This window comes from Streptomyces sp. NPDC007875, assembly GCF_042868035.1.
Taxonomy (GTDB): Bacteria; Actinomycetota; Actinomycetes; order Streptomycetales; family Streptomycetaceae; genus Streptomyces; species Streptomyces antimycoticus.
In genome coordinates this window covers 38,170-54,180 of record NZ_JBIADZ010000011.1, presented here as the reverse complement: position 1 = coordinate 54,180, position 16,011 = coordinate 38,170, and the positions used below count along the sequence as shown (strand labels likewise).

Genomic DNA, 16,011 nt, shown 5'->3' with positions numbered 1-16,011 from the left:
CTCCCGGAGTTTCTGACGGTCCGTTAGATTTTTGAGCAGACGCGGCCCGAGTACAAGCCCTCGCGCACAAACGTCGACCGGGAACGACGAAGGAGATGCCATGCCGCTGCCAGCCGAGTTCCACGAGATCGCCAAGCGCGTCAACAACTGGGGCCGCTGGGGGTCGGCGGACGAGATCGGCACGCTCAACCTGATCACCGATGCCGTGGTCCGGGAGGCCGCCGCGACGATACGGACCGGCCGTCGCATCCCGCTCGCGGTGCCGCTGCGGCAGGACGGCATCCAGACCGGAATGATCCCCGGGCGGATCAATCCGCTCCATACGATGATCGCGGTCAACTTCGAGATGTTCGGCCCCGGCACCGTTGCGACCAGCGACGACGCCGTGACGATGGGGCTCCAGGCCGGTACCCACTGGGACGGGCTGGCCCATGTCTCGCACTCCGGCAGGATCTACAACGGCCGCCCCGCCGACTCCATCACCCCCCATGACCGCGCCGCCTTCAGCGGTATCGAGAAGGCAGGACCCCTCGTCTCGCGCGGGGTGCTCCTCGATGTGGCGCGCGCCCGGGGCGCCGAGCGGCTACCCGAGGGGCATGCGGTCACCCCCGAAGACCTTGACGCCGCCGAGGAGCTGGCCGGGACGACGGTGCGCACCGGCGATATCGTCCTCGTCCGCACCGGGCAGATCCAGCGGTATCTGGCGGGCGGGAAGGAGACATACGCCTACCCCTCACCGGGCCTCTCCCTGCGCACACCGGAGTGGTTCCACGCCCGTGACGTGGCGGCGGTCGCCAACGACACCTTGACCTTCGAGGTCTTCCCACCGGAGATCGAGGACCTCTGGATGCCGGTCCACGCCCTCGATCTGGTCGAGATGGGCATGCTCCAGGGCCAGAACTGGAATCTGGAGGGACTCTCCGACGCCTGCGCCGAGGAAGGGCGCTACGTCTTTCTGCTGTCAGCCCCGCCCGAGCCGTTCGTCGGCGGCACGGGCGCGCCCGTCGCCCCCGTGGCGATCCTCTGACACCCATCCCCCTGGCACCCTGGCCCCGCCGACGCCCTGGCGTCTCCAACGCGCACACCGGGGGTGCGCGTCGGGCCCAGAAGGGGATGGCGGGTCGATCTTCTCGGGCGGCGGTGCGCTCATGCGCGCCCCGAGCACGGCACCGCGCACCGCCACCCGGCTCCCGACGCTGAGCCCTGGTTCAGCAGCGGGGGCGCGACCCGCACTCGCCAAGGAACGTCACCGTGAACACAGGGCTCACAGAGACACCACAACCCTCGGCGTCCCCTCGCGACGAATCGCTGATCCTAGAGTGATCAACCGAACACGTCACGTCAACACCTGGTCTGGACTTTGTCTGGTTCGCCCCATGTGTGACGGCACATGAGAGGCCGCTCGCCTCTTGGAAAGCGGCTCCTCGCCCTTCGCGCGGTCGATTTCACACCAGATCCGCTTGCCGGAGCCCTCCGGCTGCCAGCCCCACCGGTCGGCGAGACCGTCGACCAGCTCCAGACCGCGCCCATGAGTGTCCTCCTCATCGGCGCAGCGCTGGCGCGGCGCGCGGTCGCTGACGTCGGCGACCTCGACCCGGACCGTTCCCAGACCCGCGCCCCGGCTCACGAACGACCCTGGGGCCCCGCCCCCGCCGACACCGCCGCCGTTCCCGTTCCCGTTCCCGCCACCCCCGCCGCCCATCGACTGGGCAGGGAAGAGCATCCGCAGCACGGCGGGACAGCCGGTGTGCACCACAGCATTGGTGACGAGTTCGGAAATGAGCAGAATCAACGTCTCAGCGAGCGGCTCGTCGGCTCCGATCCCTGATCCGACGAGCCGCGAACGGGCCCACCTACGGGCACGGCTCACCTCCGCCGGATCGGGCCGGACCTCCATCTGCGCCTGAAGCACCTGCACTGCTCACACCATCCGAACCGGCACACACATCGCCTTGTACCTCCAAGAGGTCACGGACCGTGACGCTCCCCCAGCTACCGCTGGGAGACTTGCGCGACAGCATGGTTGACGTACAGTCACCCCAACAAGCGCTTCGGTCATATTCCAGCGCCAAGGAGTATGCGTGGGGCATACTGTGCGACACGCGTCTTGAGGACTCGAACACCGAAGCTCAGGCGTCGCATACCCCGTGCGAGCGGGGCACGTCGGCATGCCCGGAATCGCCCCATGGGCAACGCCGGGCTTCTTGCACCCCATAAGCGCTCGCACCCCACGGAGAGTACCCGAGCCCGGGCCCGACTCCCCCCTGTGACGAGTCACGCCTAGGAAACAACCTGGTATCAACGCTCGGTCACCTCAGACGCTCTGGGGATCTCCCCAGAGAATGCGACATCCCAACAATTCAGGCGTATCCATCGAGCTCGGCTACAAACATGTTTCAACGGTCGACACGAGCCCGGCCGCGAGTTCCTCCTCCGCCGCCGCCGCGCACTGCCACTGACCTGCCCGCACCCAGGCCCGCTTGAGATGCAGATGGACATCCGCCTCCCAGGTGAAGCCCATCCCGCCATGAACTTGTAGACAATCGCGGGCATTGTGGACAGCGGCCTCATCGGCGAGCAGCTTGGCGGCCGCGATGTCACCCGGGTCTTCCGTGACCGCCGCCGCATACACCACACTTCTGGATGATTCCGCGCGTACCAGCATCTGGGCGCACAGATGCTGTACGGCCTGGAAGGCGCCGATCGGCCGGCCGAACTGGGTGCGCCGCTTGGCGTGGTCCACCGCGAGTTCGACCGTTCGGGAGGCGCTGCCCAGCTGTTGTGCCGCGGTCAGCAGCGCCGCCTCGCGGCGCAGCCGGGCGGCGATCCCCGAACGGCCCGGCCCCGCCTGGTCCTGCCGGGTTCGGATCGGCGCCGTCCGGTGCAGCGGGGTGGCCGGGTCAACGGACCGTATCGGCTCCGCCGCACGCGCCACCTCCGCCGCCGGAATCAGCTCGACCGCCGCCGACCTCAGCGCCAGCACCGCGTCGGCGGAGGCCAGATGCTCCACCGGCGCACCCGCCCCCTCCTCGTCCAGCGCCGTCACCACCGTCTCGCCCTGAACAGCACCCGCCGCCAAAGCCCCCGAAAGCCCCGCCGCCAGTTCCGTCGCGGCCAGCGGCCCCGGCAACAGCGCCCGGCCCGCCTCCTCGAAGGCCAGCACCACCTCCGGCAGCCCCAGCCCCACCCCGCCCGCCGACTCCGGCACCCGCAGCGCGAAGAGCCCCGCCGCGCCCAGGTCCCGCCACAGCGCCCGGTCCAACTCCGCACCCCGCTCCGCGTCCCCGTCCACCGCCGTCCGCAGCCGGGTCCGCGGGAAGCGCCGCTCCAGCAGCTCGCGCATCCCCGCCCGCAGCGCCCGCTGGTCGTCCGTGAGCTGGAAGTCCACGGCCCCGCTCACCGTCCCTTCGGCAGGCCGAGGATCCGCTCGGCCACGATGTTCCGCTGAATCTGCGAGGTCCCCGCCGCGATCGTGTACGAGAGCGACGAGAGCCGGTCCGCGACCCACTCCTGACCGGCGTCCAGCGCATCCGGCCCCAACACCTCGGCGGCCGCCTCGTACAGCTCCTGCCGCACCTGTGAGAAGCGCAGTTTGAAGACCGAGCCGCCGACGCCCGGCACCCCGCCGGTGCGCTGCGCCTCGCTCACATTCCACTGGGTGAGCCGCCACAGCGCCGCGCACTCCGCAGCGAGCCGCCCCAACCGGCGCCGCAGCACCGCGTCGTCCCAGCGTCCGTTGGCCTTCGCCGTGCGGGCCAGCGCCTCCAGCACCCGCCTGCAGGCGACCACTTCGCCCACGAAGGCCGTACCGCGCTCGAAGGAGAGGGTCACCATGGTCACCCGCCAGCCGTCGTTCTCCTCCCCGACCCGGTGGGTGACCGGCACCCGTACCTCGTCCAGGAACACCTCGGCGAACTCCGCCGTTCCGGCCAGGGTCCGCAGCGGCCGCACGGTCACCCCGGGCGCGTCCATCGGCATCGCAAGCCAGGTGATGCCACGATGCTTCGGCGTGTCGGCGTTTACCGGTGCGGTGCGCACCAATAGCTCGCACCAGTCGGCGATCTCGGCGTGCGAGGTCCAGATCTTGCTTCCGCTGACGACATACGCATCGCCGTCCCGTACCGCCCGGGTGCGCAGCGACGCCAGGTCGGAGCCGGCGTCCGGTTCGGAGAACCCCTGGCACCACACCTCGTCCCCGCGCAGGATCGGCGGCAGCCAGCGGGCCCGCTGCTCGGGGGCACCCTCGGCGGCGATGGTGGGGCCCGCGTGCAGCAGTCCGACGAAGCCCGCGCCCACATAGGGCGCGCCGGCCCGCTCGGTCTCCTCCAGGAAGATCAGATGCTGGGTGGGCGTCGCGCCCTGGCCGCCCGCGTCCTCAGGCCAGTGCAGCCCGGCGTAGCCCGCGTCGTGGAGCATGCGCTGCCAGCCGCAGTCATAGGCGCGGCGGCCGGGCCAGTCGGCCGGATGCGGGCGGTCCGGCAGCGTGGGCAGGGCGTCGGCGAGCCAGGCGCGCAGCCGGTGCCGGAAGTCCTCCTCGTCCTCCGTGAAGGCGAGATCCATCAGTGGCCGACCTCCTCTTCTGATGGTTCGTCAGACAAGGCATCCGCAGGCTAGTCCGCACCCCCTGGACCGACAAGGCGCGCGGCCTTACGCTTCCAGCATCATCTGATGGCTCGTCAGTTATCAGCCGGGCCGGGTCGGCGCGCGGTTCAGCTCCTGGGCTCCCGGGCTCCCGGGCTCCCGGGCTCCCGGGCTCCCGGGCCACGATCACGCGATTCGCCTCGAACGGTTCCGGAAGACTTCCACGGGAGGCCGGGATGACCGACGTCGCGCATGAGCTCGGCAGCTCGGCGACGCTGTGGGAACTGCTCGAACGCCGTGCCGCGCTCACCCCCGACACCCCCGCCCTGCTGCAGGCCGGCGCCGCCGCCCGCCATGACCGGCGGCTGACCTTCGGCGCCCTGCGCACCCGCGCCGAGCGGACCGCCGCCGGGCTGTACCGGATGGGGATACGCCCCGGCAGCCGGGTCGCCTGGCAGCTGCCCACCCGGATCGAGACGGTCGTGCTGACCATGGCGCTCGCCCGCCTCGGCGCCGTGCAGACCCCGCTGATCCCCTACTACCGCGACCGCGAGGTGCGGTTCGCGCTCCGCGAGTCCGGGGCGCGGTTCTTCGCCGTCCCCGGCCGCTGGCGCGGCTTCGACCACACCGCGATGGCCCGGCGCCTGGCCGCCGAACTGCCCGAACCGCCGCTGGTCTTCGAGGCGTACGACACCCTGCCGGTGGCCGACCCCCAGGCCCTGCGGCTGCCGCCACCGCCCACCGACGGGCGGGCCGTCCGCTGGATCTACTGGACCTCGGGCACCACCTCCGACCCCAAGGGCGTGCTGCACACCGACCGCAGCCTCATCGCCGCCGGTGCCTGCCTCGCCCACGCGCTGCGGCTCGGCACGGACGACGTGGGGTCCATGGCCTTCCCGTACGCCCATGTCGCCGGGCCGGACTACACCGTGATGCTGCTGCTGTACGGCTTCCCGGCCGTGCTGCTCGAGCACTTCTCCCTGCCGGAGTCGCTGCCCGCCTACCGGCGGCACGGGGTGACGGTCGCGGGCGGCAGCACCGCCTTCTACTCGATGTTCCTGGCCGAACAGCGCAAGGACCCCTCGCGCAAGCTCATCCCCACCCTGCGGCTCCTCGCGGGCGGCGGCGCGCCCAAACCGCCCGAGCTCTACTACGAGGTCGTACGGGAGCTGGGCTGCACGCTCACCCATGGCTATGGGATGACCGAAGTCCCCATGATCACCATGGGCGCGCCGGACGACACGGACGAGAACCTCGCCACCACCGAGGGCCGGCCGCCCCGGGAGATGGAGATCCGGGTGGTGGACGGCCAGGTGGGGCTGCGCGGCGAGGCGGTCTGCGCCGGCTATCTGGACGACGCCGAGACCCGTAAGGCGTTCGACGCGGACGGCTTCTTCCTTACCGGCGACCTCGGCCATCTCACCGAGAGCGGCCATCTGGTGCTGACCGGCCGCGCCAAGGACATCATCATCCGTAAGGGCGAGAACATCTCGGCCAAGGAGATCGAGCAGCTGCTGTACCAGCACCCGGACGTGGGTGATGTGGCGGTGATCGGCCTGCCCGACCCGGCCCGGGGCGAGCTGGTCTGCGCGGTGGTGGAGCAGTCGGCGGGGGCGGAGGCGCTGACGCTCGGCCGGGCGGTGTCGTATCTGCGCGCGGCCGGGCTGTCGGTGCACAAGCTGCCGGAGCGGCTCGAAGTGGTGGACGCCCTGCCCCGCAATGAGACGCTCCGTAAGGTGCTCAAGTACCGGCTGCGGGAGCGGTTCGCGGAGCACGGCGCCCAGGCTGCACGCGAAGAAGCCCAGGGGAAGCCCAGGCCCGGGACGACGCCTGAGCCCTAGCCGTTGGTCGTGCTGTACGTGGCCGTGGCCTGCTCGAAGTAGCGGTTGACCGCGCTGCGCTCGTCGGACGGGCCGATGACCAGGACCACGTGGTAGCGGCCGTCGATCAGCATCGCGAGATTGCGCGCGTACACGTTCCGCCCGCTGCTGTCGCGCCAGCTGAACGAGCCCTCCGCCATCGCCGTCCGGCCGACGTCGATCCGCCGCAGCCCCGAGGACGAGGCCCAGGAGGAGCCGCGGAAGGCGGCCAGTTCGGCCTCGCGGTCCTGCTGATACGCCATCGGGTCGCCGCCGAACTCGGACATCTTGTCCCGTCCGGCCACGACCACCAGCTCGAAGTCGCCGCCGATGTAGCGGATCTGGCCGCGGCCGTTCTCGCCCCGGCGGGTCCAGTCCTCGTGGACGGCGACCTTGAAGCCCTTGGGGTCCTTGCGGACCGCGAAGCCCTTGGCCAGTCCGGCCGGGTCGGTGGACTGCGGCTCCTGGTCGCCGGGGTCGGCCGGCTTTCCGGCCTCCCCCTCGTCGCCGTCGCCGCCCGCGGGGTCGTTCGGCGCCGCGCTCGGCGCACCGGAGGAACCCGTACGGCCCTGGCCGTCGTCGTCCTTGGCGCGCGGCATGAACATCATCGCGTAGAGCACCGCCGCCGCCAGCGCCAGGAAGATCAGCAGCAACAGCATCCGCCCCAGCCTGCGCGGCTTGCGCTGGGCGGGCGCCGGTGCCTGCCGGGTCTCCCGGGTCTCCGTCTTCTCCCGGGGCGGCCGAGTCGCCCGAGTCTCCCGGGGCGCCCGAGTCTCCCGCTTGTCGCGCCGGTGCCGGGCGTGCCCGGCCGCCGCGTCGGCCGTCGCGGCCGGGCGGCGGCCCCGGCCCCTGCGCACCAGCCAGCCCCGCCGGCGGACGATCGGCAGCCGCCGGGGGTCGGACGCCCCGCCCGTGCCGAGCGACGGCACGGTGACCGTGCTGCTGCCGACGTCCGGCTCGGGCGCCGACCGGATCAGCGACCGCAGCCAGCCGCGCAGCTCCTCGAAGTCCGGGCGCTCGGTGGGATCCTGGCGCATCAGCGACTCGACGACGGGGCGCAGCGGACCACATTCCTCCGCGTACGCGGGCGCCTCCCCGCAGACCATCTGCACCAGCTCGGCGGCGCTCTCCTCCGGGTACGGGGCATGGCCCTGCACCGCGCGGAACAGCAGCGCGCCGAGCGCCCACAGATCGGCGGCGGGGCCGACCGGGGGCGCCAGCCGCCAGTTCTCATGGACCGGTCCGGCCTGCTCGGGTGCCCACCGCTCGGTGACGGCGCCGACCACGACGATACGGGCCTGGCGGGCCCGTTCGGCGGCGAGCGCGGTGGCGGGACCGCCGACGGCGGCTTCGCCGGTGTCCCAGGAGCCGCCGCCTTCGGAGGCGGCCGGCTGGGCGCTCTCCTCACGGTCCGGCTGACCGGGCCAACGGGCGCCGCCGGGCTCCGGCTCCGGCTCGGGCGCGGCTGCGGGGGAGGGCTCGGGGGCGTGCGGGGAGCGGGTGGCCGCCTCGACGTTGGCCCGCGCGGCGGCCCGCGCGCCCGCCGCGTAGGCGGCGATGGCGCTGGCCCGCGCGGCCCGGGCGGCCGCGCTCGGCGCGTCGGCACCGGCGCCGCCCGGTTCGCCCTCCCTGCTTCCCGACTGCGCCGCCCGGCGCGGTCCGGGCAGCCCGCCGGCGGCCCCTTGGTCCCGGTAGGGAGCCTTGGGCCCGCCGGTCCCTGGACCGAACGTCACCTGATCCCGGTACACCGGACCGCTGGGGCCGGGCCCCGAACGCGGCTCCGCCGCCCCGTGGTCGCCGTAAGGCGTCCGTGGCTCGGGCAGGGCCGTCTCCGTGCCGTGGCCGCCGTGCTCCCGGCCCTCGGCGTCGGGCCGGGAACCGGCCCCCGCCGGTTCATGGCCACCGTAAGGGCCGCCCGGGGGCAGGAAACCTCCAGCGGCACCCTGGTCGCGGTAGCGCGGGCCGCCGGGCGGCCCCGCCTCGCCGCCCTCTCCCGAACGCGCCCCGGGGATGGCGGCGCGCCCTTCGTCTGCTCGCCCGCCCTGGCCCTGGGGCCGGTCCGGCTGATCGCCGGAGCCCGCCGGGCCCTGCGGCAAGGCGGCCGGGGCCTCATCCGGCCAGGGCTCCTCAACGGCGGGGACGTCGGTCGACGGCGAGGACGCGGGCGCCGGGACGGGGTCGTAGCCGCACAGCGCCTCTTCCGCCGCGCCCGCCGCCAACCCCATGAGCATCGCGCGGCCGTCGTCGCACAACAGCACCGTACGGGCGGTGATGTTGCGGTGGACCCAGCCATGGGCGTGCAGGGCGCCCAGCGCCGTAAGGATGTCGTTGGCGACCTCGGCGGCGCGGTGCGGGGACAGCGTGCCCTCCGCCAGCAGCGCGGCCAGCGGGCGGCCGGAGACCAGTTCGCTGACGATCCACAGGCTTCCGGCCTCCGCGAAGACATGGAAGACCTGGCCGAGCCGCGGATGGTCGGGGATCTGCGCGGCAGACGTCGCCGCCGCGATGGCGCGCCGGACGGCCGGATCACCGCTGCCCCGGGCCGTACGCCCGGCACCGGCGAACGTGCCGTTCCGCCCCGAGGTCCCGCCGCCGCCCCACCGCGCGTCCTCGTCGACGACTTCGGCGTCGACCACCTCCGGCAGCGGTATCTGCCGGAGGTGGACTTCCTGTCCGCTGTAGGTGTCGAAGGCGCGGGTCTCGATGAGTTCGTACTCATCGGCGGGCGGAAGGGGCAGGCGATAGCGGTCGGCCAGCACCCGGCCCGCGTACTCCTCCACGACGCCTCCCCAAGCGCGCGATCAACGCCGCCCTCATCAGCGATCAGCGCAGCGTGAAACCGTCAAATGTGGTCATTTTTTGGCGGGTTCCAGCGGCTGCGCACAGTCTAGGACCTCTCACGATACGTGCCCGAACGACGCTTCGCCGACAGGAGTGTTCAGTCCGTAATCTTGAAGGTGTCGAAGGCGGTCTGACGGAGGGTGGTGCACTCCTTGTCGTTCCACTTGCTCGCCTCGCAGGTGATCAGTATGGCGAAGCCATGGCTGCCGTCCGCCTTGAAGCCGCGGTTGAGCACCCGGACCCGCTTGCCGTCCTGATCCCGCTCGAACTCCCAGTCCGCGACGGTCGGATAGCCGCGCCAGTCGATCGACTTGATGCCGAGGCCCTTGTAGCCGGCCATGGTGCGCCGGGCGTTGTCCTCGCCCTTGCGCCAGTCCGCCTCCGCGTCCGACCTCGGCGCGTTGGTGAAGTCGATCTGAATACGCGGAATGCTGGACCCGCCGTAGTACTTACGGCTTCCGGCATAGCTCCCGGAGTGGACCGACCAGCCCTCCGGCATGGCCATGCTGAACGGGAAGTCGGAGGACTTCACGGTCTGGTAGCCGCCGGGCAGGCCGCCCTCACCGCCGCCGCCCTTGCCCTTACCGCTGTCGTCGCCGCTTCCGCCACGGCCCTTGCCCGAGTTGTCGTCCGAGCTCTCGGAGGCGTCCGTGCCCGGCTGCGAACCCGACTTCCCGCCGGAGTTCCCCGCCTTCGGCGACTCGCCCTCCGACTGACCGTCCTTGTCGGCACCCTGGTCGTCCTTGGCACCGCCCGAGGCCCCGGCCGAAGTGGACTTGTCGCCACCGGAGGCGCCCTTGGCCTTGTCGCCACCGTCCCCGCCGTCGCTCAGGACGATGGCGAGCACGGTGCCCACGATGGCGAGCACCACGACCACCGCGATGATGATCAGCGTGCGCCTCGGGACCACATCGGTGATCGAGGCGCGCGGCGGTGCGGCGGGCCTCGGGGCGGGCGCGCCCTCGGGCGTCGCGGCGGCCGGCTCGACCTTCGCCGCCGCGCCGGACTTCGCCGCGCCGGACTTCGCCGCTCCGGACTTCGCCGCTCCGGACTTCGCGGCCCCGGCCTTCGTCGCTCCGGACGCGCCGGACTTCTCCGCCGGCTCCGCCGCGCTCCCGCTGTCCGCCTTCTTCGTGGCCGCCGCGGCCGCCGCGTTGCGCACGGACTTCAGCGCACCGCGCCTGCGCTCCGAGACGACCGACTCCTTGGCCTTTTCGGCGGCGGCCTCGTCCTCCGCCGACGGGGCGGGCGGCAGGCTCATCGTGCGGGTCGCGTCGGCCGGGACCTTGGTCTCCTCGGGGGCGCTCACCGCGTGTTCCAGCAGCGCCCGCGCCCCGGCGTCGTCGAGCCGCCGGGCCGGGTCCTTGGTGAGCAGACCGTAGATGACCTCCTCCAGCGGGCCCGCGTTCTTCGGCGGCTCCACCGGCTCGGTCATCACGGCGGTCAATGTCGCTATGGCCGTGCTCTTGTCGTACGGCGGCACGCCCTCCACCGCCGCGTACAGCAGCCCACCCAGCGACCACAGGTCGGCCGGCGGACCCGGCTTCTGGCCGCGGGCCCGCTCCGGGGAGATGTAGGAGGGCGCGCCGACGAGCATGCCGGTCGAGGTCACCGACGGGTCGCCCTCGACCTGGGCGATGCCGAAGTCGGTGAGGACGACCCGGCCGTCGTCCGAGATCAGCACGTTGGAGGGCTTCACGTCGCGGTGCAGGATGCCCGCCTGGTGGGCGGCGCGCAGCACGTCGAGGACGGCGAGCCCGACCTCGGCGGCGCGCCGCGGGGTCAGCGGGCCGTCGTCGCGGACGACATCGGCGAGCGAACGCCCCTCGATGAGCTCCATGACGATCCACGGGCGGTCGTCCTCGTCGACCACGTCATAGACGGTGACGGCGCCGTTGCTGCGGATCCGGGCGATCGCCTTCGCCTCGCGCAGCGTGCGGGTGATGAGCCGTCTCTTCTCGTCCTCCTCCACGCTGGACGGGAAGCGCAGCTCCTTGACCGCGACCGTACGGCCGAGGGTCTGGTCACTCGCACGCCAGACCGTGCCCATGCCGCCCTGACCGAGGATCTCCCCGAGCCGGTACCGCCCGGCGAGGAGGCGCCCAGTCGAACCCTGCGTCTTCTCAGCCTCCGACATGCGACCCCTCTGCGAATCTACCCACCCTGAACCCACCCTGGGAGAGCGTCCATTGTCTCTCATCCGCGGACCCGGAACCGCCCGGGGTCCGGGGCGCGGCGTGGCGGCCGCCGCGGTACCTGCGACCATCTGGAGGTACGCAGGAAACGGAGGTCCGTGTCATGCCCATCTCCGCCATACGATGGCACAGGCGGAGCCGTATGCCGACCGCCATGGCGCTCACGGCCGCCCTCGGACTCGCCCTGTCCGGCTGCGGAACGGCGGCCACGGAAGCGGACCGGGACGCGGACCCGCGGGCGAGTGCGGGCGCGGGCGGTGGTCATGACGGCGGCGTGCGCAGCGCCGTACGCCGGCTGGCGGCGCAGGGCGATGCGCCGGGGGCGGCGGTGCTCATCCGCCGGGAGGGCGGGGGCACACGGTTCATCGCGTCGGGGGTCGCGGACGTCCGCACCGGACGCCGCATCCACCGGAACGACCACTTCCGAGCGGGCAGCCTCACCAAGACCGTCATCGCGGCGGTAGCCCTGCGGCTGGCCGCACAGGGGCGGCTCGGCCTGGACGACCCGGTGGAGGAGCACCTTCCGGGGCTGGTGCGCGGCCACCGCAACGACGGCCGGAACATCACGATTCGCCAGCTTCTGAACCACACCAGCGGGCTGTTCGACTACACCGCGGATCCGGTACTGGCGCGTCGGCTCTCCGCCGCGGCCGACCGCACCCGCACCCCCGCCTCCCTGGTGCGGACCGCCCTCATCCACCGCCCGTACTTCGCGCCCGGAACGAAATGGCACTATTCCAACACCAACTACGTCCTGCTGGGCATGGTCGTCCAGCGGGTCACCGGCCGCTCCTACGCGGACCAGGCCCGGCGCGAAGTGCTCGGCCCCCTGCGCCTGCACGGCACCTCCTTCCCCGGCACCCGCACCACCCTCCCGGCCCCGCACGGCCGCGCGTACACCCGCGACAGCGGGACCCGGGGCGACGGTGCCCGACGCGATGTCACCGACCTCAACCCCTCCTACGCGGGGGCCGCGGGCGAGTTGGTCTCCACGCTCGACGATCTGAGCCATCTCCTCTCCGGACTGCTGCGCGGCACGGTCGTGCCCCGGGCCGAGCTGCGGCAGATGCGGAACACCTCCGCCTCCGACGGCCAGTACGGCATGGGTCTTTTCCCGGTGCGACTGCCGTGCGGGGTGACGCTGTGGGGCCACAACGGCGAGATCAACGGCTCCTACGCACTGGCCGTGGCCACCCCCGGGGGCCGCCACACCCTCGCCTACCGGCTCAACAGCACGGCCGGTTCCGGGCTGGCCGCCGAAACGTCTCTCCTCGAGGCCGAGTTCTGCCCTCGCCGGTAGGACACGGATCTCCCACAGCGGGATCACGCGCCTCCTACAGCGGGATGATGTCCGGCGCGCCCAGTCTCGCCGCGTCCGCCGTCAGATCGTCCGGCTGACGCTGGGACTCGCGCTCGGCCTCCACCCGCTTCTCGTAGTGCTGGACCTCCCGGTCGGTCTGGTCCTCGCCCCAGCCCAGCACGGGCGCCATCAGCTCGGCAGCCTCGCGGGCGCAGCGCGTACCGCGGTCGAAGGTCTCGATCGAGATGCGGGTGCGGCGGGTGAGGACGTCGTCCAGATGGCGGGCCCCCTCGTGCGAGACGCCGTAGACGATCTCGGCGCGCAGATAGTCCTCCGCCCCGGTGAGCGGCTTCCCCAGCGACGGGTCGGCAGCGATCAGGTCCAGCACCTCCTGCACCGCCGAGCCGTAGCGGTTGAGCAGATGCTCGATCCGCGCCACATGCAGCCCGACCTGCCGGCCGATCCGCTCCCGGGCGTTCCACAGCGCCTTGTAGCCGACGGCGCCGACCAGCGGAATCTCCTCGGTGACACAGGGCCCGACCCGGCGGTCGAGGCCGTGCACCGCCTCGTCCACGGCGTCCTTGGCCATCACCCGGTACGTGGTGTATTTGCCGCCCGCGACCACCACCAGGCCCGGGACCGGATGGGCCACCGTGTGCTCGCGCGAGAGCTTGCTGGTGGCGTCCGACTCCCCGGCCAGCAGCGGGCGCAGCCCGGCGTAGACGCCCTCCACGTCGTTGCGGGTCAGCGGCACCGCGAGGACCTCGTTGACATGCTCCAGCAGATAGTCGATATCGGCGCTGGAGGCGGCCGGATGGGCCTTGTCCAGGTCCCAGTCGGTGTCCGTGGTGCCGACGATCCAGTGCCTGCCCCAGGGGATCACGAACAGCACGCTCTTCTCGGTGCGCAGGATCAGCCCGGTCGTGGAGTGGATGCGGTCCTTGGGAACGACCAGGTGGATGCCCTTGGAGGCCCGGACATGGAACTGGCCGCGCTCCCCGATCAGCGCCTGCGTCTCATCCGTCCACACCCCGGTGGCGTTGACCACCTGCCGGGCGCGGACCTCGAACTCGCCCCCTTGCTCCAGGTCGTGCACCCGGGCGCCGACCACGCGCTCGCCCTCCCGCAGGAAGCCGACCACCCGCGCGCGGTTGGCCACCTGCGCGCCGTATTTCGCCGCGGTGCGCGCGAGCGTGGCGACATAGCGCGCGTCGTCCATCTGGGCGTCGTAGTACTGCAGCGCCCCGACCAGCGCGTCCTTCTTGAGGCAGGGTGCGACCTGCAGCGCCCGCCGGCGGGAGAGATGGCGGTGGGTGGGCAGTCGTCCGCGGCCGTGCCCGGAGGAGATCGACATGGCGTCGTAGAGCGCGACACCCGACCCCGCGTAGAGCCGCTCCCAGGCCCGGTGCCGCAGCGGATACAGGAACGGCACCGGTTTGACCAGGTGCGGTGCGATCCGCTCCAGCAGCAGCCCGCGCTCCTTGAGCGCCTCGCGCACCAGTGCGAAGTCGAGCATCTCCAGATAGCGCAGTCCGCCGTGGATCAGCTTGCTGGACCGACTGGAGGTCCCGCAGGCCCAGTCCCGTGACTCGACCAGAGCGGTCTCCAGGCCGCGCGTGGCGGCGTCCAGCGCGGTGCCCGCGCCGACCACTCCGCCGCCCACGACCAGCACATCGAGCTCACGGTCCGCCATCCGGGCCAGCGCCTCGCCGCGCTCGGCCGGTCCCAGTGCCGGTGTCTTCACCGCTGCCTCCCGTTGCGATCGACGTCACGCCGCCCTGCCGATTTTCCTGGCTTTCGCTCCTCCGTGCCATGCCGCTGCCTCGCCCACCGCCACGACACCGCGCCAACACCTCCCATCAATACTGAATACGAGTCATATTTCCGCTTAGTCTGTCTGTGGGGGGTTTGCGCCATCCGACATCGTCCCGGGAAGGACGACACGACGTCATGCCCGCAGATCTCGCCGTCATCGGACTCGGTCATCTCGGTATTCCTCTCGCCCAGGCCGCCACCGCCGCCGGCGTCCGTACCGTCGGCTACGACCCCGATCCGCGCGCCGCCGCCGACCTCCGGTCCGGACGGCTGCCCTCCGGCTCGGGCGGCGAGGGCCGGCTGTCCGCCGCCGAGCTGCGCCGGATGGCCTCCCAGGGCTTCCGGATCACCGCCGACCCCGCCGAACTCGGCCGCGTCCGCACCGCCGTGATCTGCGCCCCGACCCCGCTCGGGGACGACCGCAGACTGGATCTGTCGGCGGTCGGCGAGGCGGCCCGTACGCTCGCGGCGCGGCTGCGTCCGCACACCACCGTTCTGCTGGAATCGACCGTGTACCCCGGCACCACCGAGGAATTCCTCCGTCCGCTCCTTGAGGAGGGATCCGGGCTGCGGGCCGGGCGCGATTTCCACCTCGCCTACTCCCCCTGCCGCCACGACCCGGGCAACCGCGCCCACGGCCCCGCCAACACCCCCAAGGTCATCGGCGGCCTCACCCCCGCCTGCACCGAGGCGGCCGCCGCCTTCTACGGCCGCTTCACCGAGAAGGTCGTCCGGGCCCGCGGCACCCGCGAGGCCGAGACCGTCAAGGTCCTGGAGACCAATTACCGGCACGTCAACATCGCCCTGGTCAACGAGATGGCGGTGTACTGCCATGACCTCGGCGTCGACGTGTGGGACGTGGTCCGCTGCGCCGAGACCAAGCCGTTCGGCTTCCAGTCCTTCCGCCCGGGCCCCGGCGTCGGCGGCCATGGCGTGCCGGTCGACCACGGCCATATGGCCGACCAGCAGCGCGGCCTCGGCCTGCCGCTGCGCATGGTGGAGCTCGCGCAGCAGGTCAACGGGCGGATGCCGGGCTATGTCACCCGCCGCTGCACGGCCCTGCTCAACGAGTACGGAAAGTCGGCTCGCGGCGCGCACGTCCTGCTGCTGGGCGTCGGCTACAAGGCCGACGTCGCCGACGCGGAGGGCTCACCCGCCCGGGAGATCGCCTCCCGGCTGATCGAGCTGGGCGCCCGGCTCAGCTACCACGACCCGTACGTGGCGCGGTGGCGCGTGCTGGGGCGCGAGGTTCAGCGCGCCGACTCGGTGTACGAGGCGGCGGCCGACGCCGACCTGACCGTCCTGCTGCAGCCCCACCGCACGTACGACCTGCAGGGACTCGCGGTGAAGGCCCAGCTGCTGCTGGACACCCGGGGTGCGGGACCGGCGGGGACGGCGCACCGGCTCTGAGGCCCACTCC

Annotated in this window: 10 protein-coding genes; 4 read left to right on the top strand and 6 right to left on the bottom strand. The window is 72.3% G+C overall.

All coding sequences use genetic code 11. The features are described 5' to 3' along the window. Positions 1-100: 100 nt before the first annotated feature. Positions 101-1,027, top strand: coding sequence for a cyclase family protein (locus ACFYOY_RS23420; protein ID WP_388589283.1), 927 nt, complete (start codon positions 101-103; stop codon positions 1,025-1,027). A gap of 309 nt (positions 1,028-1,336) precedes the next feature. Here ACFYOY_RS23420 and ACFYOY_RS23415 read toward each other — a convergent pair whose 3' ends face one another. The 3 genes from ACFYOY_RS23415 to ACFYOY_RS23405 all read right to left on the bottom strand — a co-directional run bounded on the left by ACFYOY_RS23415 (position 1,337) and on the right by ACFYOY_RS23405 (position 4,560). Beyond that, positions 1,337-1,918, bottom strand: coding sequence for an ATP-binding protein (locus tag ACFYOY_RS23415; protein ID WP_351896839.1), 582 nt, complete (start codon positions 1,916-1,918; stop codon positions 1,337-1,339). A 465-nt stretch (positions 1,919-2,383) separates the two neighbouring features. Further along, complete coding sequence (locus ACFYOY_RS23410; protein ID WP_388589573.1) at positions 2,384-3,388, bottom strand: acyl-CoA dehydrogenase family protein; 1,005 nt, start codon at positions 3,386-3,388, stop codon at positions 2,384-2,386. An 8-nt stretch (positions 3,389-3,396) separates the two neighbouring features. Further along, positions 3,397-4,560: an acyl-CoA dehydrogenase family protein gene (locus ACFYOY_RS23405; RefSeq protein ID WP_351896833.1), complete on the bottom strand. Its 1,164-nt coding sequence runs from the start codon at positions 4,558-4,560 to the stop codon at positions 3,397-3,399. Positions 4,561-4,817: 257 nt separating this feature from the next. On the opposite strand from ACFYOY_RS23405, the gene ACFYOY_RS23400 reads away from it, so the two are divergent. Beyond that, the gene (locus tag ACFYOY_RS23400; RefSeq protein ID WP_351896827.1) at positions 4,818-6,422 is read left to right on the top strand and encodes an AMP-binding protein; all 1,605 of its coding nucleotides are present in this window, start codon (positions 4,818-4,820) and stop codon (positions 6,420-6,422) included. On the opposite strand, the gene ACFYOY_RS23395 is transcribed toward ACFYOY_RS23400, so the two are convergent. Together ACFYOY_RS23395 and ACFYOY_RS23390 are read right to left on the bottom strand one after the other, a co-directional pair. Beyond that, positions 6,419-9,220 (bottom strand): protein kinase, encoded by a 2,802-nt coding sequence (locus ACFYOY_RS23395; protein ID WP_351896820.1) that lies wholly within the window; start codon positions 9,218-9,220, stop codon positions 6,419-6,421. The two genes, ACFYOY_RS23400 and ACFYOY_RS23395, sit on opposite strands and share 4 nt — an antisense overlap. A 158-nt stretch (positions 9,221-9,378) precedes the next feature. Next, entirely contained in the window at positions 9,379-11,418 is a 2,040-nt protein-coding gene (locus ACFYOY_RS23390) for a serine/threonine-protein kinase (RefSeq protein ID WP_388589279.1), read from the bottom strand. A 200-nt stretch (positions 11,419-11,618) separates the two neighbouring features. Here ACFYOY_RS23390 and ACFYOY_RS23385 point away from each other — a divergent pair, with 200 nt between their 5' ends. Further along, positions 11,619-12,776 carry a serine hydrolase domain-containing protein gene (locus ACFYOY_RS23385; RefSeq protein ID WP_351896811.1) on the top strand — a complete coding sequence of 386 codons (1,158 nt, stop codon included), beginning with the start codon at positions 11,619-11,621 and terminating at the stop codon, positions 12,774-12,776. A 34-nt stretch (positions 12,777-12,810) separates the two neighbouring features. Here ACFYOY_RS23385 and ACFYOY_RS23380 read toward each other — a convergent pair whose 3' ends face one another. Further along, the gene (locus ACFYOY_RS23380) at positions 12,811-14,520 is read right to left on the bottom strand and encodes a glycerol-3-phosphate dehydrogenase/oxidase (protein ID WP_388589276.1); all 1,710 of its coding nucleotides are present in this window, start codon (positions 14,518-14,520) and stop codon (positions 12,811-12,813) included. A 206-nt stretch (positions 14,521-14,726) separates the two neighbouring features. Here ACFYOY_RS23380 and ACFYOY_RS23375 point away from each other — a divergent pair, with 206 nt between their 5' ends. Continuing rightward, positions 14,727-16,001, top strand: coding sequence for a nucleotide sugar dehydrogenase (locus ACFYOY_RS23375; RefSeq protein ID WP_388589273.1), 1,275 nt, complete (start codon positions 14,727-14,729; stop codon positions 15,999-16,001). The last annotated feature ends 10 nt before the right edge of the window (positions 16,002-16,011 follow it).